Raw genomic sequence first — 18,638 nt, 5'->3', positions numbered from 1 at the left:
TTCGTGAAAAAAAGGATTCGTCAATGTTTTGGGAAGGCGGCCGCAAGTTATAGCGACGCTGCTGTTGTGCAGCGTGAAGTTGCGGTGCATTGCGCTGATTTATGTCCTGCAGGAAAATATGAAAATGTTCTTGATATAGGCTCCGGTGTTGGCTTTTTGTATGGCAGTCTTGCAGAACGTATTGAGTTCGATAATTATGTTTCGCTTGATCTGGTACAGCCTATGTTGCTGGAGCAGAAGAAGATTAATTCTGCCATGCTTGTTGCAGCGGATGGTGAAAATCTTCCGGTAAGAGATGACAGTATTGATCTTCTGGTGAGCTCTTCTGCCATGCAGTGGTTTGCCAATCCTGAAATATCAATACCCGATTGTTTCAGTGTTTTGAAAAAGGGGGGCCGGTTTGCCGTTGCTGTATTTACCAAAGGAACGTTATCCGAACTTGCTGATGTAAGTTCCAGAACGGGATTCGGTTCAGTTAAGGATTTGAAAGAAGCTTCTTTTTATCGTGATGTTTTCAGTTCAATAGACGGACTTAGCGCAAGTTTTTATACTTCGCGGCATGAAGTTTTTTTTCCGTCAGTTAAGCATTTTTTGAAGAATCATAAAATGACCGGAGCAGTAGCCTCCAGCGGGGATATTTCCTGGGGAAGAGAGAAGTATGTCCGGTTTGTAAATGAATATGAGAAATTATACAGGGGAGAAGCAGGGATTAAGGCTACTTATGAGGTCTTTTTAACTTGCGGTGAAAAGTCATAGCTGGATGCAGAGAGAAGTTAATACTGTGTTTTGACTTTTTATTTGTCATTATGAATGTTCTTGAAAGAATTAAGATGATGAATTTCAGGAGTTTTGTATGTTAGTAGGGGATTGGATGACAGAAGAGGTGCTTACTCTTTTTCCTAAAGCACCTGTTTTAGAAGCCGTGGAGATGATGCGTGACGCTGGGATCAGACAGATTCCGGTTACTGAAGCTTCAGGGTTGGTTGTGGGTATTGTTTCTGACAGGGATGTGCGTGATGCTATGCCTTCAAAGTTTTTACCCGGTGATAATGTTGCAGTTGGAGAAGGGCTTAAGGGACTTAGAATTAAGGATATTATGACCCATGATCCGATTATTGTCTCTCCTGATACATGCATGGAAGTTGCGGCTGAATTATTGTTGAATAATAAAATAGGCGGCCTGCCCGTCGTTGATGAATTCGGCTTGGCTGGAATTGTCACTGAAGTGGATATTTATCGCTTCCTGACTACTGTTACCGGAGTCAGCAAGGGAAGTTCACAGTTTGCATTTGTTCTTGAAGACAGTGCATCGGCTCTTGAAGAGTTGCTGGATGATATTTGGGCAAGAGGAGTAAGGCTTTCAACCGTTTTTACTTCGTATGAGAGAGTTGAGCAGGGCCAGCGCCGTGTTTTTATATGGGTTCAAAGACTTGATGACAGTACTGTTGATTCTTTAGTCATGCATCTCAAGAAGACTTATAATCTGACTTATCACGTCCATCGTGGTGAAACATATAAGGCTGATTTTTAATAGAAGCAGACAATAGATATAATTTGCTGTATAAACAGGAGTAGCTTTTTTGCAGGGCTGCTCCTGTTTTTTTTATATGCTTAGTACAATTACATTTTTATCGAATGTAAAACGTATTTCGATCAGTTTTCGGTCAGTCCCTGCCTTTTTTAGTGGCGTGATCTGAGATGCAAAATACAGCTGAGAGAATATTATGGATATTGCAGAACTGATTGCTGTTTTACAAGGCTCTATTGCTCCGGTAATTCTTATTTCCAGTGTAGGCCTGCTTTTATTGTCTATGACAAACAGGTTGGCGCGTCCGCTGGATCAGATCCGAAGGCTTCTCCCTCATATGCGGGAAAGTGAGAGTTCTCATGCTGATTATCTGCATCTGGAATTGCAGATTCTCATGAAGCGTTGCCGTATTCTGCGCGGAGCAATTGCTTTGTGTGTTTTGAGTATATTTTTTGTAAGTCTAGTTATTTTATTACTTTTTTCAACATTTCTGTTTGAAATAGGAATTGGGGTAGCGATTAAGACCTGTTTTGGACTTTGTATCGTAAGTCTCGTTCTTTCGTTGTTATTGTTTTTGTGGGATATCAGTCTGACTTTACACAGTATCAATATTGAGGTGGAGGAGCATTACTCGAACAGATTAAAAAAATAGTTATTTTTTAAAAAAAGACTCCGTGTCGGTCGTGCCGATACGGAGTCTTTTGTCTTTATCATTTAAATTTATTTAAGTTTCATTTTCTTTACGCTTTCATATGTATCAACAGTGATCATATTCAGGGTAAGCAGGGCGGAGATAAGTTCCAGATTTTTTTCATCAGCGTATTTTTCAGCTCTCTTTATCTGCGGAAAATCAAGAATTCCGCTATCCACCAACCAGTCTTTTAATCCTTTAGGAGCTGATTGTATCGGGGAGACTTCTTTCTCTTGGTTTTTCTGGGCAATTTTCACTTCTTCAAGTTCTTTTTTTAATTCTTTGCGCCTTCTGCGCAGTTCATTTTGATCCATGATAATGAGCTGTTCTTTTTCTTTTAAAAGTGCAGCTTTGCTTTCAAAACCTGTTGCAATAGATTTACAAATAAGAATAGTTCCTATTGCTCCAAGTGTAATTAAGATAAGTATATATATCATTTTATTTTTTGTTGCTTAAGTGTATATTGTAGACATGTGTAGAGCGAGTTATACTTTGAATTTAATTAAATTTAGATTTAGTATTTTGAATTTCTGTCTCGATTAATTGTATTTCAGAACGGAGCATTTCCATTGATTTATTCATATGAGCCTGTTTCAACTCAAAAGCTTTTTTCTTTTGTGCAAATTTTGAATTTCGTGCAGAAAAAGTTGAATAAATTATGAAGGCAAAAACAATAAAAGAAATAAGTATTGTAACTAATTCGAGCATAACCCCACCCCTTGATATAAAAACTTGTGAGAATCTATGATAACTCTGGGAATTATTCAAGGAAAAACAGCATTTACTATTATTAATTAAATGTTATTGTCTCAAAAATTGTATTACAGTCCACGGGGAATTTAAACTAAAAAAGTTATATTTTTGTTGAAGAGGTTTGTTGTGTATTCTACTATGTAATAAATAAAGATTATGTTTTAGAAAGGGAGACTCATGCAGGATACTGAACTCTTTAAAGATGACGAATTAATGTTTTTAGGTGAGGATAGTGATGAGTCTCCTGAAATTCTGCACGAGCCTTGGCGTGTGCTGATTGTTGATGACGAGCCTGATATACATTCCATGACCACAATGGTTCTTGGTGATTTTATTTTTGAAAATCGGAATCTGGAATTTTTAAGTGCTTTTTCAGGAGAAGAGTCGCTTTCTATTTTAAACTCTGAAAAAGATATTGCTGTTGTGTTGCTTGATGTCGTCATGGAGAGCAACACCGCAGGACTTACTGTTGCGGCGAGTATCCGCGATACAATCAATAATCCGTTTATCAGGATCATTCTCCGTACTGGACAACCCGGTTTTGCGCCGGAACACAAAGTTATTACCGAGCTTGATATCAATGATTACTGGCAGAAAGCTGAGTTGACTTCTCAGAGACTGTCCACCTCCCTCACATCCGCACTCCGCTCATACCGTGATCTGTTGAAAATTGAGCGGAACAGGACCAGTCTTTCTCAGCTGGCCGTTTCTGTTGCTCACCAGATAAGAAACCGCACAATGACTATACATGGGTTTGCTAACATCGCCGCCAGGAAGCTTGAGCCAGACTCTGATGTTCAGCAATATCTCAAGACTATTTCTGAAGAAACATTGCGCCTTGAAATGATTGTGGACAGTGTTTCAGAATTTACAGCTATAGAAAATTGTGAACACGATAATGTGGAAGTTGAAACCGCTTGCAATGAAGTTCTTGCTGACATTAAAGAGTATGCCGAATCTTTAGAAAAAAACGTAAAGTTTGATGTTGAACTGCAAAATGTAGTTATTGACGCAAAACCTGATCTTTTTAAAAAAGTGCTTGAAGAATTGTTAAAAAATGCAGTAGTTTTTAGCAGCACGGAAAATCCTCATGTTGAAATTGCTGTTCGTTCTGGTTTCAAAACATGTATTATAGAGATATCCGACAATGGGACGGGAGTTGCTGAGAAGGATATCCCTTATGTTTTTGATCCATTTTTCACTTTAAGACCCGAGGCTGTAGGCATGGGATTGAGTATAGTTAACCGGATTATCAGTGGTTATAATTGGGATATCAATGTCTTACGTTCACAGGATGGCGGTGCAATGTTTTCACTGAGAATTTCTTTATGATAGTTGTGTGTTGCGTGAAGAGAGGTCGTAATGGTTGATGCAGACAGAAATGTAGAGAATGACGAGCTTCTTTTTGCTGATGAATTAAGTGATGATGAACTGAATTCTAAAGCTAATACTAAGAAGTGGAAAATTCTGATTGTTGATGATGAAGTTGATGTACACAGTACCACTCGTCTTGTTCTGGATGATTTTGAATTTGAAGGCTCACAACTGAAGTTTCTCAGCGCTTACACCGCTGAGCAGGCTTTGGATATAATGAAAGAAAACAGTGATATAGCTGTTATACTTCTTGATGTGGTTATGGAGACAAATCATGCAGGTCTTGAGCTTGTTAAAATAATCAGAGAAGAGCTTAAAAACAGGATGGTCAGGATAATTTTACGGACAGGACAGCCGGGACAGGCTCCTGAACGTAAAGTTATCCTTGAATATGATATTAATGATTATAAGCATAAGGCAGAGCTTACCTCTCAGCGTCTTTTTACTTCTGTTCTTTCTGCACTGCGTTCATACCGGGATATACTTATTATTGAGCAGAACCGTTTGGGTCTTAAACATATTATAGATGCTTCACGAAATCTTTTTCAGCAGAAATCAATTACCCGTTTGGCACAGGGGGTGTTGACTCAGGTTATTTCGCTTATGGGATTGCGTGATTCTGTTTATATGGAAGGTAATGGCGTTGCCATATCCAGTTCCGATGATAATATGAATATTATTGCATCTACCGGAAAATATGCAGTATGTCAGGCCTCTGTCGATGAATGCATCGAAATATCAGATGAAACCAGAGAAAGATTTAGTGAGATATGCAAGATCGGGCATGGATGTTTTATGGGCAACGATTATATCGGCTATCTGCCTACCCGTTTGAAAGGCTCTCATCTTCTTTATGTAGAAGGAGAGAGAAGGGGGAGTTTCAGCGAACAGGACGAAGATCTTCTGCGTATTTTTTCCGATAACGTGGGCGTTGCTTTTGACAATATTTATCTTAATCAGGAAATTCTTGATACGCAGAAAGAAATCGTGCGTATGCTTGGTGAAGTTGTTGAGTTCCGGTCTAAAGAAACCGCCTTTCATGTTATCAGAGTTTCAGAGATAGCTCGTATTTTAGGTATTGCAGTAGGATTGGATCAACATGACGTTGATGAACTTTATTATGCATCCCCAATGCATGATGTTGGTAAAATAGGTATTCCAGATTCTATTTTACTAAAGCCCGGAAAGCTTAATGAAGATGAAATGAGGGTTATGAAAACCCATACTGAAATAGGGTACAATATTTTGCGTGCAAGCAACCGTAAATTATTAAAAAAAGCTGCGACTATTGCCCACGAGCACCATGAGTACTGGGATGGTTCAGGATATCCACAGGGCCTTAAAGGTGATGAAATAAATATTGCCGGCCGTATTATATGTATTACTGATGTCTTTGATGCCCTTTGCAGTAAAAGGGTATATAAAGATGCATGGAATGTGGATATTGCTCTTGAATATCTTACAAAGCACCGTGAAACCATGTTTGATCCTGATCTGGTTGATCTGTTTTTTGAAAATCTGGACAAAATTATGGAAATCAGGAAAAAATATCAGGATTAACCAGTTCTTAAAATTTATGTCCCTGATTAAATTTATTTTGATGGAATAAAAAAGTCCCTGCAATTTCGTACGAAGTTGCAGGGACTTTTCAGTTAGTCTTAATTTGAGTTATTTCTTCTTCCAGGAGATCTCTTCACCTTTTGCAAGACGCTGAATATTGGCGCGGTGGGTCCAGAATAAAAGCAGAGTCATACAGCACGCAAGTGGAACCATGCCGATGGAGCCGGTAATCAACGTGAAGACAGGTAAAAGTATTGCGAAAGTAAGTGAGCCCATTGAAACGAATCCTGACAGGATAATTACGGCAATGAGTGCAATTACAGACCAGATGACCGCCGCAGGTGCAACGGCAAGAAATACACCTATGGTTGTAGCAACAGCTTTTCCGCCTTTCATATCAAGAAACATGGAAAATACGTGTCCCAGTACTGCTGCGGCTCCTACCAGAGAAATGAAAGCCCAGTTGTGACTGTACTGCGAAGCCATAATCACTGGAACGAATCCTTTTCCAAGGTCAAGGATCAGAGCTGCCACGCCATATTTAAATCCACAAAGACGGGCCACGTTTGTGGCGCCTGTACTTTTGCTGCCTTCATGGCGGACATCAATGCTGCAACAGATTTTACCAATGAAAAGTCCGTAGGGAATAGATCCCATAAAATATGCGAAAACCAGCCAGAATATCCAGAGCATGAGTTAACTCCTTAATGTCTTTTCAGTTTGCAGAGCAGGCCTTTAAAGGGATTCTCCAAAATAAATTTTCAAGGAGAAGATCAGGGAACCGCCTGTAAAAAAACTTTATCAGGGTTGGTTGAAAGGGTGCATGACGAATATTAATTGTCACTGCCTTTAAAACCGTTTTACATATATTCTAATTTCAGCCAAAAAAACAGTCTGAAATTGTATCCTAAGTAACTGGAAGATTATTCTTCCATGGCTTCAACAACCCGCAATTCATTTGTAAGCGGATCGATTTTATTGAATCTGATCTGAAACATCTGGCCCGGATAAAGTTTATCACCGAGCATGGGGCGCGGTACCCTCACGTTGATCTGGATATCAGGCATGGCAAGAGTTGCCAGCGGTCCTGTATCATCAACGACCACTGCATGCTGCCATTGCTTCTTATTCTGGAGCAGATAGAGAAGTTTCCAGTATCGGGGGCGATACCTCTGGATTTTGAGGACAGACTGCAGGCGGATCTGCAGGGCTGCTGCCATTGCCGTCAATTCTTCGCCATCCCATTTGGGCTGACCTTCCATAAGGTAATGGCAGAGTTGCGCCATATTAATAAAATCAGCGTAACGGCGAAGTGGTGAAGTAATCGGACTATATCCACTGACAGCCAGTGTGGCATGTTTTTTCGGTAGAATATCCATCTGAGGCGGAATCATCTGACGCACTCTCATGAAAATTTCATGAGGTTCGGTCACAATGCCGCTGAGATCGGAAGGAAGTACTATATCCTGCGTGCGGTAAAGCAATGGAAATCCGTGCTCTCCGGCAAATTTTCCCAGACCTGAGTTCGCAAGAATCATAAATTCACTGATGATCTGGTCAGCGCGGGTTGTGTCCTCTTTCTGAGACATTATGACTTTAGGCTGTTCAGGCCATCCTTCAAGATCAAGCTCCGGTTCCGGTCTGCGTATTACTACTGCACCGTTTTTAATGCGGAGCTTCAGAAGTTTTTCAGACAGTTCAAAAGCCAGAGCCATTTCATCATCGCTTCCGTTCTCAATCATCTGCTCAACAGCAATATATGTTGAGTTGTCAGCAAGTTTTACCCAGCCTGTTCTGGGCGAAATTGAGTCGACATTACCATTTTGATCCAGCTCGAAAGTTGTGATCATGGCAGGACGGACTTCACCCGCAAAAAGACTTAATGCTCCTATCCCGAGCGATTCCGGTAACATGTGGCTGGTTCCTTCGGGCAGATATAAACTGGTCCCGCGATTCATGACCGCCTGATCAAGATCACTTCCGAATTCCCAGTCCATGCATGGACGTGCAAGGGCAATAGTCAGAGTGTAGGTCCCGTCATCGTGTTTAACCAGATTAAATGCATCATCAATGTCTTTGGTCGTAGCTGCGTCCACGCTGCGCATAGGCAGTGGACATGTATCTCCGGCCTTGGTTTCAACTGCACTTATCTGTTTGTCGATCTCGGCCTGATGTTTTTCAGTCCAGCTGTCATTGAATACATAATCTGCTTCATCAAGTAGAAAATTATAATGCGGATGAACAATTCCCCATCCTTGCGCAAGCAGAAGAGGGAGATGGTTGTGGTCAGGAAGTCCCTTGCGCAGGGCAGACCACATTTTATTTGATTTATCTTCGTTCAGGCCGGAAATACGGTCCATGAGAAAAGATTTTAAACCGTTCTCGATTTCTTCGGACATATTCGGAATCTGATCCGGTCTGATTTTACTGCCTGCTTCACGGGCAGCCCATATCTTTTTGAAAAGTTCCTGCCCGGCTGTCATAATCTCTTCGCGTGCTTTTTCTTCGGCTTCTAAGCGTAAGCGCTCATCGACCTTGTCTTGCGTGTAGATTACGAATTCTGGGGGCTGAAATTTAAAATGACTCTTGGCGGCAATCATGGCCCTGCCCAGTGCGGATATCTGATCTGGATCAGGATTTTCCCATAGAAGGTCGGCAAACCATTCAAGAGGAGCTTTTTCCAGCTCACCTTCTGCAAGTTCCCAGATTTCCATTATATCAAGTCCTGCTTGATGCTCACCACGTTTTTCCTGATGGAAAGTCATGTAATCAAGCATTTGCTGTCTCGAAGCTGAAGAGGAATACTGGGGGCCGATCCATGGAAGCACCCGCGTTGCAGGCATTTTCATTTCACGTTTATTAATTGTGTAGAGTTTAAGTTTGCCAGCCTGTTCTTCCATTACAAATGCAAGCTGCGGCTGGTTGCCGTGCATGAACTCTACAATATTTCCGGACGCAACATAGCGTCCTTCCGTGAATAGGGACATGTATATCCTTCCGGGAAAAACTGCGTTTACTTATACTGCAAACGATTCCCGTACTGCTCTGCCGTTAAGCTCCGGGCAGAGAAAAGTTCTGACAGGTGTGTCTGGACTGGAGACTGCAATCAAATGGACTGCCAATCATCCTGTAAATATAAAATTGCTGATGCCGTAAAAAACATTAGCGAGTTCTTATCATAAATAGCCGAATCTCAAAAGCCCCTTATATGGCGCAACAGAGTATTCAGTCCATAAGCCAGGAAGCCTTAATCCGTTTTTTAACGGATTTGCGAGCATAGTTTGGGCGGCAGCAGGGCGGTTCTTAGATAAAATAAAAAAGAGAGTCCATAGAGGAAACTTATTTAGAATTTCCTCTATGGACTTCTGAGCTGATTTTAATGTTTGAACGAACGCTGACCGGTAAATACCATGGCTACCTGCGGCGTGGCTTCGTTGGTGGCCTGAATGATTTCATGGTCACGGATAGAGCCGCCAGGCTGGGCTATGGCAGTAATTCCCTGAGCCATGCACAGGTCAACCCCGTCACGGAACGGGAAGAAACCGTCTGATACCAGTACAGATCCTTTGAGACCTGCTTGCGCATCAACAGCTGCTTTTTCGATTTCAGCGAGATCTTTAGCAGCCTGCTCATCTTTGAGTGCTTTGAGCTTAAGCTCGAAGAGAGACATATTGAATTTTTCAAAGCAAAGGCCGTCAGCATATTTGGTGCGGGCCTTGGTTACGGCAAGTTCAACACATCCTACACGGTCCTGTTCGCCAGTGCCGATGGCTGTGGTAACGCCGTCTTTAGCAAAGATGACGGAGTTGGAGGTAACACCTGCTTCAACAGCCCATGCGAAAAGCAGATCGTCTGCTTCCTGTTTGGTCGGGGTACGTGAAGAGTAGCTGGAACCGTCTTTTTCTGCTGTTGCAGGAATGAAATCTTCGGAATCGAGGATGCGGTTACGGAAAGAGAACTGGATAACCATGCCGCCGTCCATGAGGGACTTAACATCAAGGAAAGGCTGCCCTAGGAGTTTTTCCAGATTGTTGATACCGGGAATCTGGAGAATACGCAGATTTTTGCGTTTCTTGAGGACTTCCAGAGTTCCTTCTTCGAATGCAGGGGCGGCAACAACTTCAAAGTATGCGCTGTCAATGACTTCAGCAGCTTCCATGGTCAGGGGACGGTTAACAACGATTGCTCCACCGAATGCTGCAATACGGTCAGCCTGAAAAGCATTCAGAAGAGCAGCTCCAACGCCTTTTTCAGACCATGCTGCACCGCAGGGGTTGTTATGTTTGAGAATAACAGCTGCCGGTTTGGCGGTCAGGTACTGGAGTATGTTGAGTGCATTATCTACATCGGTAAGGTTCGTCTTGCCGGGATGTTTACCGGCCTGAATCATGTTTTCTTCAGTCAGCGCAGAGACAAGTCCCTGTCCTTCGCCGCGAAATTTTATTCCATCATATTCAAGACCGCCGGAAACCAGTTCATAGAGAGCTGCGGGCTGATCTGGGTTTTCACCATAACGCAGTCCTTTGGTTTCTCCGTCGATCTCCCAGGTTCTTTTTTTAAAGGTGAGTTTCTGGTCGCCGAGGGTAACAGTCATGTCAGCAGGAAAGGGGTCCTGCTGCAGGGTTTTGTACATTTGTTTAAGATCGCTCATTGTATTCTCCGTAAATTGTTGCCTTGTGGATGACCGCTAATAGCACAGGCTTTCCCGGTGGGCAATTTTGAATTGCGGTACCAGCAACCTTTTTGCTAGGGTCAACCACATGGAAGGGATGAGAAAGTTATAATCTTTTTTAATACTTCCGATCATTACTCACTTTAGGAGATTTTATGTCAGAAGGATATATGGAAAAGGCCTTGCTTAAATTAGCGAAGCAACTAAATGCTTATGATGAAGCATCATTGACCGAACTTTGGAACAAGTACGAAGCAGAAGTTGCTGATTTTCAGCCCACCAGAAAATGGGAGGAAGCCGCAGTTGTGTTTGGAATGATACAGGCTGTAAGGCTTAAAAACCAGCTTTTTAATTATCACTGGGCAGATTCATGCGGTCCTGAAGCCATGTCGCCTCGTCCGGATTTTATTCCTGCTAAAAGTGAGGATGATCTTTTTGCAGGAGGGGTGAAAAGCCGTTCCACCGGATCATCAATTGGAAACAGTTCCGTTGACAAGCGGAACAAGGTAATTCGCCTCAAGCCCCGGGAGGATGGCTAGTCCATTCATAATATAGTAATAGTACCGGATACTGTCGACATAATCCACGGCTTCATACCCACGTGTGTAGCCGTGTTTTGTATTTGAATGATATTTAGTGCGGGTCAGAAGCGGAAAAACCTGTTTAAGAGAACGCCATGTTTCCGGATTTTTATTGGTGTATTTAGCTACATTAATAGCATCATAAACATGTCCGAGTCCTTGATTATATGCCGCCAGTGTGAAAAACCAGCGATTCCAGCCTGTAACATCTCTATTTTTCAGCCTGTTCCATAAAAATTTTAAATAGTGTGCTCCTCCGTAAATAGCCTGTTTGGGGTCAAGTCTACTGCTCAGGTTCAGAAGTTCTGCTGTGTCATTTGTCAGCTGCATCAGGCCGCGCACACCTGTCTTGCTGCGTGCAAGCGGGTTGAACTGAGATTCCTGATACATTACCGCAGTCAGGAGTATAGGATCTATATCGTATTTTTCTGCTGCACCTTTAATATATTTACTGTAACGCGGAAGTTTTTCGCGAATATTTTTGCGCAGGCTGTAAAGATCATAAAAATCAGTTTCTTCTGGAATGAAACCGAAATATTTTTCCCGTTTATCGGCAACAGTTCCATTGGTTGTTACCTGATTCCAGTAATCTTCGACCTGCTGGTTTAAACCGTAAATATCATTACGTAGATACCAGCGGTACTCAAGATCATCTCCAAATTGATCTGTCACACGTAATCTATGGAGAAAAGGTTGTATGGGCTTGAAAGCTCCTGCTTCCACCAGATGAAACCGGATATTTTTGTCATCGTTGTATTTAAGCAGCGAGTCGAGATGACTGGAATTGCTGCTCGTCAGTAAATTGGGACTGCAGTCAAGCTGTTCCTGAAGGTTCCTGAAAGTCTGAAGAAGGTTTGAATGGTGCGGGACAAATATATCCTGTCCGCACAGTTCAAAGGGTGTTCTAAGCTCAAATCTACGGATATTATGCAGCATTATAGCTGGATTTTGTTCATAGATCGGTCCTGCAGCAATTGGAATTGAGGGGGGGATCTCTTGCGGGTTGTAACCTGTGGCCAGCATAAGGTCAGCTTTGCCTTTAAGCAGAGCTGAAAAGGCTTCTTCATGCGTCGGGTAGGCTGTTACTGCAAGCTGTACTCCTGCGTAGTCAGCAAACCCATTAAGAAGCTCACGGTCAAAACCGGGGCCCCACGGTGAAAGTCTTGGAAAAACTCTTTCTATATCGACTGCTGCAACTCTGATTCGAGTCGGCAATGGAATGTCACGTTTTATTGAATATAAGTATGTAAAAAAAATAAAAACAGCTAACCACACAACAATATTGAATAAATGTTGTGAAATAAGTAGCATGTCGCCCTTCTTGAGGCGATTTAATTTGAATAGATGTATTGACATTTCCCCGAAACTTTTTTTACCCATTAAAACCCGTCTGCCGTGCGAAGTACTAGCAGACCCTCGCTATGTGAGGTATCAAAATGAACGGCCAAAGGGAATGGGTTTATTTGTGTTAACATAAAATGACCCCTTCATTATATACGTCAGACGCAGTGCCGCTATCAAGTAATCAAATTACAGAAAAAAATTCCCGGTCCGGAAAGTGACCTGAGGAAATACTGTAGAAGGAGCACTTTAGAAATGTCGAATACCGTAATTGTAGGAACCCAGTGGGGGGACGAAGGTAAAGGTAAAATCGTTGATATGCTTGCTGAAAAAGCAGGAGCGATTGTACGCTTTCAGGGCGGTAACAATGCAGGGCATACCCTTGTTGTTGATGGTGAACAGTGTATACTGCACCTTATCCCGTCTGGAATCCTCCATCCCGGTAAAAAATGTCTTATCGGCAACGGAGTCGTACTTGATCCTGAAGTTTTCCTGAAGGAAATTGACGGTCTTGCAGCCAAAGGCGTTGACGTTTCTCCCGAGCGTATGATGATCAGTAAAAAAGCTCAGATCATTATGCCTTACCACAAACAATTGGACAACTGCCGCGAATCAATGAAGTCCGCTGAAAGCAAAATCGGTACTACAGGACGCGGAATCGGCCCCTGCTACGAGGATAAAATGAGTCGTGTGGGTATCCGTGCTTCAGACTTAGCTGATCCTGAGCTGCTGCGCAGCAAGATTGAAGTAGGTTTGCAGGAAAAAAATGTCCTTTTTGAAAAACTTTTTAATGCAGAGCCTCTTGACGCTGAGAAAGTGTATCAGGACATGCTGCCCATCGCTGAAAGAGTAAAACCTTACCTCGGCGATGTTTCCAGCGTAATTCAGGATGAAAACAAGAACGGCAGGTCAGTTCTTTTTGAGGGCGCACAGGGTGTGCATCTTGATATCGACCATGGAACCTATCCGTTTGTAACTTCTTCTAACGTTGTTTCAGGTAATGCTGCTGCAGGCGCAGGATGCGGACCCCGTCATCTTGAACGTATCACCGGTATCTGTAAGGCATACACCACCCGCGTCGGTTCCGGACCTTTTCCAACCGAACTGCAGGACGAGATTGGTGATACTTTGCAGAGTAACGGTCATGAATTCGGTGCAACTACAGGCCGTAAACGCCGTTGTGGCTGGCTGGATATGGTTGTTCTGCGTGAAACAGCAAGACTTTGTGATCTCACTGATTTTGCGCTTACCAAGCTGGATGTCCTTTCCGGACTCAAAGAAATCAAAATCTGTGTTTCGTACAAGTATCGCGGCGAAACAGTTGAGTATCCTCCACAGGAACAGAATTCCATGGCTGAAGTAACTCCGGTTTACGAATCCATGCCCGGCTGGGATGAAGATATCACCACAGCACGCAACTACGAAGATCTTCCTGAAGCAGCACGTAATTACATTTCACGCATTGAAGAACTGTCCGGTGTGAAAGTGGCTATCGTTTCTGTCGGACCGGATCGTGCTCAGACTATAGTAAGATAAGTTGTATTAATTATGTTTACAGGTATCAAAGAGACTGCATCGCGGCAGAATCTGGTTCTGCCCCGTTTTGCCAGACTGGCAGAGCAGCCTCCGCAGTGCCTGTTGATCGAAGGCGGCAGCACTCAGGACAGGCTTGATATGGCCCGTTACTGGGCTTGCGTTCTAAATTGTGAGAACGGTGATGTCCCTTGCGGGAGCTGTCAGTCATGCCTGCAGATTGCAGACAATGCCTTTAATGATTTCCTCCTGATCGACCGTGAAGAAAATGATAGCGGTACACTTAAGCAGGATATCTCTGTAGAATCTATTCGCGAACTTCTCCCGGTCTGGGGCCAGCCGCCCCATGGCCGGGGGACACGCGTTACCGTTGTTGTAGAAGCGCAGCATCTTAACGGTAATTCAGCAAATGCACTCCTGAAAACACTGGAAGAACCGCGCCCGGGTAATGTTTTTGTCCTTACAGCGCCGCAGCGTGAGCGATTGCTGGAGACTCTTGTCTCCCGTAGCTGGGTTATGACTCTTGCCTGGCCTACTGATGCCCGTAATACGCCTGAAGTAGAAGAGTGGGTACGAGGTATGGTTGAATTCTGGCGGTCCGGTCAAGGCTGGTTTTCCCGCACATCAGCAAAAGGAGCTCTGGACAGGGAACTTGGTTTGAAGGTGGTTGCAGGATGTCAGCGTGAACTTAAAAATGCACTTATAGATCCTAGATCAACCCGCTCTGCAGATGCTCTTTCAGGTCTTTTTGATCCTAAAGGTTTACGCCGTCTTGATCTGGTTCTTAGCAAGGCTCAGGAATCATTAAATTACAACGTAAATCCTGCTCTTGTTCTTGACTGGGTATGCACTGCTGCTATGCCTAAGAAACGTCGTTGATTTCTGGTGCCTGGGGTATCAGGACCATTTCGCTGAATCTCCATCCCTGCTATCAAAATGCTATGATTGCATTCAACCTTGCTTGCTTTGATTGATCTGTGATTAGAAGGGATGTTGTAATGACTTTTCTACTGTAGCGGGTTAGAATTCTTCAATCTGCTTCGTTCAAAATTTCTTCTATAGCTCTATTTATTTTATTTACAACTTGTTTGCTGACTGTATTTGAAAATATTAAATATCTTGAGTTTCCTGCTGGTACGTCTTCTAACGGAATTAGCATAAAGTCATTTACATCGTACCCACAACTTTCTATGAGCGAAGAGGATATTTCAGGGGCAATAAAAAAAATATCAAATCTTTCTGCTGCAATCATGGGGAGCAGTTGCTTTTTTTTCCCGGAAATATAAAATGTTTTATCAGGGTAAAGGCTAGTTACTTGGTCTATGTATTTCCCTTTAAAGTGCCCATCAATTATAGCTACTTTCAAATCAGGAATTTTCATAATCTCTTTTAAGTTAGTTAGATCATGTAATTTATTTATATTTTTTTTCAGTATTACCGCTACAGTCGGTTTGTTTTTAAATATGGGCAATGAATATTGAACGAATTCTTCTCTTTCTTTTGTCTTAAACCAACCGACCGAGCCCATATATCTGCCTGATTTCATTTGTTTCAGAATACGCTTTACTGGAACTTTTTCGTATCTGAAATCAATACCTGCTCTGTTTAAAATTCTGCTAGTCAACTTGATAAGAAATCCGTCAGCTTTTCCACTGGTACTGTTTGTATAGAAGTATGGTGGATATTCAATGTATGCCATATCAAGTTTTTTTGCATATAAGACGTTGGGAAATAATAAATAAAAAAACATAGAGAACGCTAATAATGAATATATTTGATATTTTCTATTAGCATTCATGGTTTTCATCTGAATCCTCCTACACCGGCTTGTTTTCTGAAATAACAGTATTTCATTACTATAAAAATACATGAACACAGGTGCATGTCTATCTTTTTCAGTCTTAAAAACATTAAAATAAAAAACCCCGCCCAATACAAAAGTATTGGGCGGGGGCTTTAAGGACATGTTGTTAACTTACTTCGTTAAACGCGTTTTTTACACCGGTTAGTGGTTGATAATCAGGTCACCACTTTAACGCATTTTGACCATGTTAAAGGTTGTTTTCAAATTACTTTTGTAACGCTTCCTAACCAAGTTATTGGTTTTTCTTTCAATTACCAAGTAACGCTCTTTCAACCTGTTATCGGATGTGTTTATTTATTTCTAAACTACGCGTTTCAACCATGATTAGCGGTTGTTTACAAGTTATATATAAACGCGTTTCAACCGATGTTAATGGTTAATTACAAGTTAAACTGATACTTAAACTCTTAACGCTTTCGAGGGGGTCCTTGTTCGCTGTGCCGGAATAACCGGCTGTTTCCAGTCTCTCCATGGGCCCTAGGAGGTCACAAAGAACTCTCGCGTTTGGCTCCCCTCACGTTGAGCCTCTATGGAAGGCTCTCTGTTAGAAAGTGATTTCAAATCGAATATCACTCCCACTTTGAGGGTTAATGAATAGCTACTTTCGTAACTACCTCTGCCATTGACTTAAAGATAACGCTGCAAAGTTTATTCGTCAATAGGAAAAATATATTTTCTGGCAAACTTCTTATAGATATTTAAAAATAAATAAAAAAATCCGGAATCAGGACTATTAAAAACCTGATTCCGGATGAGTCTGTATCTTTGGCTGACGTATTTTTATGTAATAATAAAAATTGGTTACACCAACCTTGTGTCTTCTGGAAATCCGAGAGATTGCAGAAGAATCTGATTTATGAAGTTTATTAACGATATAAAATATTTATATCAACTGAACTTGCTTTTTCAGTTCCGGTAAGAACCATAGCCTGAGTCAGTTCTGATTTGAGCTGATCAATATATTTTTCAGCCCCTTCCTGCAAGCCGCCGACAGTAGCTACTGAGAATGGGCGTCCGATCATTACTGCGTCAGCACCCAGTGCAAGCATTTTGAGAACATCAAGACCTGTGCGTACGCCTCCGTCAACCATGACACAGCACTGTCCGGCAACAGCTTTTGATATTTCTTGCAGAACTTCGGCAGTGCCGGGGCAGGAATCAAGTACACGTCCACCATGGTTGGAGACAACAATACCTTTGGCTCCGGCATCGATAGCCATACGGGCTTCATCAGGAGTCATAATTCCTTTTAGAATGAAATCAGCGTTAACGGATTTGATGATCTCACGCAGTTTTGTCATTGGTTTAGGAGTAACAGGGCGGCCCATTTTTTTAAGGGTGATAAGTCCTGCAGCGTCAATATCCATTCCGATAATTTTACAGCCTGTTTCTTCTGCTTTTTTAAGCTTCATATGCAGCTCTTCTTCTTCCCACGGCTTGATAAAAGGAATACCGTGGCCGTCGCATTCCTTGATTGCAGCATAGCCGCTTTCATGAATAAACGCAGGCACTCCGTCACCTGTACAGCCGATAACTCCTTTGGCAGCGCAGGCTTTTAATTTGGAGGAGATGTAATCAAGCTCGCTTACTTTACCACCCATGTTGAATTCAACACCACCGATAGGCGCTGCGATAACGGGGATATCCAGCTTGAGCCCCATGATGCTGACAGAGGTGTCAGGTTCGCTGGCTTCATGAATGGTGCGCATGTTCAGCTTAATGTCTTCGAGTGCTTTGATATTGTTTTTGAAACTTGCAGCAGTGCCGAGTCCGCCCATTCCCGGGACTTCGCCAACGCATGCCTTGCCGTTACATACGGGACAGACTTTGCAGTATCCTTTCATCAAATCACGTGCATTATTCCGTACTTCTTTCATCTTAAAATCTCCTGAAATGTTAATTTATTACTGGAATAGTTTTAGAAAATAGTGAGAAGCATTCTGGTTGCCACTACAATAAGCAGAATTGCGAATATTTTTTTCAGCTTATCTACCGGCAGGCTGTGAGCCAGACGTACTCCGATTGGTGCGGTCAGCATGCTGGCTGACACGATACCGATTAAAGCGGGTAGGTAGACGTAGCCGATGCAGTAGTCAGGTAGTCCAGCTACACCGATTCCTGTCCATAAATATCCGGCAGTACCGGCCAGTGCAATAGGCAGCCCGATTGCTGCAGCAGTCCCGATTGCAGTGTGAATGACGATGTTACACATAGTCAGGAATGGAACAGACAAAGTACCGCCGCCGATACCTACAAGACTGGAGAAAATACCAATCACTCCGCCTGCTGTGAACATGCCTTTTGGGCCGGGAACCTGTCTGGATGCTTTTGGTTTCAGACCGAACAGCATCTGAGAAGCAACGTAGTAAAGGAATATAACAAAAATTCCTTTTAATATGTTGGTATTCATGAATGATGTTGAGATAGAACCAAGAAATGTTCCTACCAGAATACCCGGGGTTATGGCTTTAAAAATGTCCCAGCGTACAGCGCCTCGTTTATTGTGCGAACGCATACTGGATATGGATGTAAAAATGATACTGGCCAGTGAAGTTCCAAGTGCGATGTGCATCAGATGAACTTCCGGTATGCCCAGAGGGGGCAGGGTAAAGACCAGAATCGGTACAATTACAAGTCCTCCGCCTATGCCGAGCAATCCCGCAAGAATCCCGGCAAAAATACCTAAAACGATGAAAATCAGAAGAGTTGAAAACATTGATCAGTCCTCGCTGTGCGAACAG

Annotated in this window: 18 protein-coding genes; 9 read left to right on the top strand and 9 right to left on the bottom strand. The window is 42.6% G+C overall.

What is annotated here, in order from left to right; translation table 11 throughout:
• Positions 1–3 precede the first annotated feature (3 nt).
• The 3 genes from H589_RS0110450 (at position 4) to H589_RS0110440 (ending at position 2,180) form a co-directional block, all read left to right on the top strand.
• Positions 4–756: a methyltransferase domain-containing protein gene (locus tag H589_RS0110450; protein WP_027721958.1), complete on the top strand. Its 753-nt coding sequence runs from the start codon at positions 4–6 to the stop codon at positions 754–756.
• A 97-nt stretch (positions 757–853) separates the two neighbouring features.
• Entirely contained in the window at positions 854–1,531 is a 678-nt protein-coding gene (locus tag H589_RS0110445) for a CBS and ACT domain-containing protein (RefSeq protein ID WP_027721957.1), read from the top strand.
• 193 nt (positions 1,532–1,724) lie between these two features.
• Complete coding sequence (locus tag H589_RS0110440) at positions 1,725–2,180, top strand: DUF2721 domain-containing protein (protein ID WP_027721956.1); 456 nt, start codon at positions 1,725–1,727, stop codon at positions 2,178–2,180.
• A 68-nt stretch (positions 2,181–2,248) separates the two neighbouring features.
• Here the strand turns inward: H589_RS0110440 and H589_RS0110435 are convergent, their stop codons facing one another.
• Positions 2,249–2,656, bottom strand: coding sequence for a hypothetical protein (locus tag H589_RS0110435; protein WP_027721955.1), 408 nt, complete (start codon positions 2,654–2,656; stop codon positions 2,249–2,251).
• Positions 2,657–2,717: 61 nt separating this feature from the next.
• Complete coding sequence (locus tag H589_RS0110430; protein ID WP_035075826.1) at positions 2,718–2,927, bottom strand: hypothetical protein; 210 nt, start codon at positions 2,925–2,927, stop codon at positions 2,718–2,720.
• Positions 2,928–3,149: 222 nt separating this feature from the next.
• On the opposite strand from H589_RS0110430, the gene H589_RS0110425 reads away from it, so the two are divergent.
• Positions 3,150–4,304, top strand: coding sequence for a sensor histidine kinase (locus H589_RS0110425; RefSeq protein WP_027721953.1), 1,155 nt, complete (start codon positions 3,150–3,152; stop codon positions 4,302–4,304).
• A 30-nt stretch (positions 4,305–4,334) separates the two neighbouring features.
• Positions 4,335–5,906 carry a response regulator gene (locus H589_RS0110420; protein ID WP_027721952.1) on the top strand — a complete coding sequence of 524 codons (1,572 nt, stop codon included), beginning with the start codon at positions 4,335–4,337 and terminating at the stop codon, positions 5,904–5,906.
• A gap of 108 nt (positions 5,907–6,014) precedes the next feature.
• On the opposite strand, the gene plsY is transcribed toward H589_RS0110420, so the two are convergent.
• A complete protein-coding gene (plsY, locus tag H589_RS0110415) occupies positions 6,015–6,599 on the bottom strand; it encodes a glycerol-3-phosphate 1-O-acyltransferase PlsY (RefSeq protein ID WP_027721951.1) in 585 nt (194 codons plus the stop codon).
• A 230-nt stretch (positions 6,600–6,829) separates the two neighbouring features.
• Complete coding sequence (locus H589_RS0110410) at positions 6,830–8,893, bottom strand: ribonuclease catalytic domain-containing protein (RefSeq protein WP_027721950.1); 2,064 nt, start codon at positions 8,891–8,893, stop codon at positions 6,830–6,832.
• Here H589_RS0110410 and H589_RS20800 point away from each other — a divergent pair.
• On the top strand, positions 8,892–9,062 hold the full coding sequence (locus tag H589_RS20800) for a hypothetical protein (RefSeq protein WP_156891711.1): 171 nt from the start codon (positions 8,892–8,894) through the stop codon (positions 9,060–9,062). The genes H589_RS0110410 and H589_RS20800 overlap by 2 nt on opposite strands.
• A gap of 220 nt (positions 9,063–9,282) precedes the next feature.
• Here the strand turns inward: H589_RS20800 and H589_RS0110400 are convergent, their stop codons facing one another.
• Positions 9,283–10,557 carry an IMP cyclohydrolase gene (locus tag H589_RS0110400; RefSeq protein ID WP_027721949.1) on the bottom strand — a complete coding sequence of 425 codons (1,275 nt, stop codon included), beginning with the start codon at positions 10,555–10,557 and terminating at the stop codon, positions 9,283–9,285.
• A 176-nt stretch (positions 10,558–10,733) separates the two neighbouring features.
• On the opposite strand from H589_RS0110400, the gene H589_RS0110395 reads away from it, so the two are divergent.
• Positions 10,734–11,117, top strand: coding sequence for a hypothetical protein (locus H589_RS0110395; protein ID WP_027721948.1), 384 nt, complete (start codon positions 10,734–10,736; stop codon positions 11,115–11,117).
• Here the strand turns inward: H589_RS0110395 and H589_RS0110390 are convergent.
• Positions 11,049–12,374, bottom strand: coding sequence for a transglycosylase SLT domain-containing protein (locus tag H589_RS0110390; RefSeq protein ID WP_245577111.1), 1,326 nt, complete (start codon positions 12,372–12,374; stop codon positions 11,049–11,051). The two genes, H589_RS0110395 and H589_RS0110390, sit on opposite strands and share 69 nt — an antisense overlap.
• Positions 12,375–12,755: 381 nt before the next feature.
• On the opposite strand from H589_RS0110390, the gene H589_RS0110385 reads away from it, so the two are divergent.
• Both H589_RS0110385 and H589_RS0110380 read left to right on the top strand, forming a co-directional pair.
• The gene (locus tag H589_RS0110385; RefSeq protein ID WP_027721946.1) at positions 12,756–14,036 is read left to right on the top strand and encodes an adenylosuccinate synthase; all 1,281 of its coding nucleotides are present in this window, start codon (positions 12,756–12,758) and stop codon (positions 14,034–14,036) included.
• A 12-nt stretch (positions 14,037–14,048) separates the two neighbouring features.
• On the top strand, positions 14,049–14,912 hold the full coding sequence (locus tag H589_RS0110380) for a DNA polymerase III subunit delta' (protein WP_027721945.1): 864 nt from the start codon (positions 14,049–14,051) through the stop codon (positions 14,910–14,912).
• A gap of 151 nt (positions 14,913–15,063) precedes the next feature.
• On the opposite strand, the gene H589_RS19645 is transcribed toward H589_RS0110380, so the two are convergent.
• The 3 genes from H589_RS19645 to H589_RS0110365 form a co-directional block, all read right to left on the bottom strand.
• The gene (locus H589_RS19645) at positions 15,064–15,840 is read right to left on the bottom strand and encodes a substrate-binding periplasmic protein (protein ID WP_035075824.1); all 777 of its coding nucleotides are present in this window, start codon (positions 15,838–15,840) and stop codon (positions 15,064–15,066) included.
• Positions 15,841–16,763: 923 nt separating this feature from the next.
• Entirely contained in the window at positions 16,764–17,774 is a 1,011-nt protein-coding gene (locus H589_RS0110370; protein ID WP_027721944.1) for an alpha-hydroxy-acid oxidizing protein, read from the bottom strand.
• 41 nt (positions 17,775–17,815) lie between these two features.
• A complete protein-coding gene (locus H589_RS0110365; RefSeq protein ID WP_027721943.1) occupies positions 17,816–18,613 on the bottom strand; it encodes a sulfite exporter TauE/SafE family protein in 798 nt (265 codons plus the stop codon).
• Positions 18,614–18,638: the final 25 nt, after the last annotated feature.

It is taken from the genome of Maridesulfovibrio zosterae DSM 11974, assembly GCF_000425265.1.
Classification (GTDB): Bacteria; Desulfobacterota; Desulfovibrionia; order Desulfovibrionales; family Desulfovibrionaceae; genus Maridesulfovibrio; species Maridesulfovibrio zosterae.
The sequence above is the reverse complement of the archived record's forward strand: the minus strand, read 5'-3'. Positions and strand labels throughout refer to the sequence as shown.

Coding starts and splice junctions, on each gene's coding strand:
- H589_RS0110365 (WP_027721943.1), bottom strand. CDS start 18,613: ATGTTTTCAACTCTTCTGATTTTCATCGTTTTAGGTATTTTTGCCGGG.
- plsY (WP_027721951.1), bottom strand. CDS start 6,599: ATGCTCTGGATATTCTGGCTGGTTTTCGCATATTTTATGGGATCTATT.
- H589_RS0110435 (WP_027721955.1), bottom strand. CDS start 2,656: ATGATATATATACTTATCTTAATTACACTTGGAGCAATAGGAACTATT.
- H589_RS0110430 (WP_035075826.1), bottom strand. CDS start 2,927: ATGCTCGAATTAGTTACAATACTTATTTCTTTTATTGTTTTTGCCTTC.
- H589_RS0110385 (WP_027721946.1), top strand. CDS start 12,756: ATGTCGAATACCGTAATTGTAGGAACCCAGTGGGGGGACGAAGGTAAA.
- H589_RS0110370 (WP_027721944.1), bottom strand. CDS start 17,774: ATGAAAGAAGTACGGAATAATGCACGTGATTTGATGAAAGGATACTGC.
- H589_RS0110445 (WP_027721957.1), top strand. CDS start 854: ATGTTAGTAGGGGATTGGATGACAGAAGAGGTGCTTACTCTTTTTCCT.
- H589_RS0110400 (WP_027721949.1), bottom strand. CDS start 10,557: ATGAGCGATCTTAAACAAATGTACAAAACCCTGCAGCAGGACCCCTTT.
- H589_RS19645 (WP_035075824.1), bottom strand. CDS start 15,840: ATGAAAACCATGAATGCTAATAGAAAATATCAAATATATTCATTATTA.
- H589_RS0110420 (WP_027721952.1), top strand. CDS start 4,335: ATGGTTGATGCAGACAGAAATGTAGAGAATGACGAGCTTCTTTTTGCT.
- H589_RS20800 (WP_156891711.1), top strand. CDS start 8,892: ATGTATATCCTTCCGGGAAAAACTGCGTTTACTTATACTGCAAACGAT.
- H589_RS0110380 (WP_027721945.1), top strand. CDS start 14,049: ATGTTTACAGGTATCAAAGAGACTGCATCGCGGCAGAATCTGGTTCTG.
- H589_RS0110395 (WP_027721948.1), top strand. CDS start 10,734: ATGTCAGAAGGATATATGGAAAAGGCCTTGCTTAAATTAGCGAAGCAA.
- H589_RS0110410 (WP_027721950.1), bottom strand. CDS start 8,893: ATGTCCCTATTCACGGAAGGACGCTATGTTGCGTCCGGAAATATTGTA.
- H589_RS0110425 (WP_027721953.1), top strand. CDS start 3,150: ATGCAGGATACTGAACTCTTTAAAGATGACGAATTAATGTTTTTAGGT.
- H589_RS0110440 (WP_027721956.1), top strand. CDS start 1,725: ATGGATATTGCAGAACTGATTGCTGTTTTACAAGGCTCTATTGCTCCG.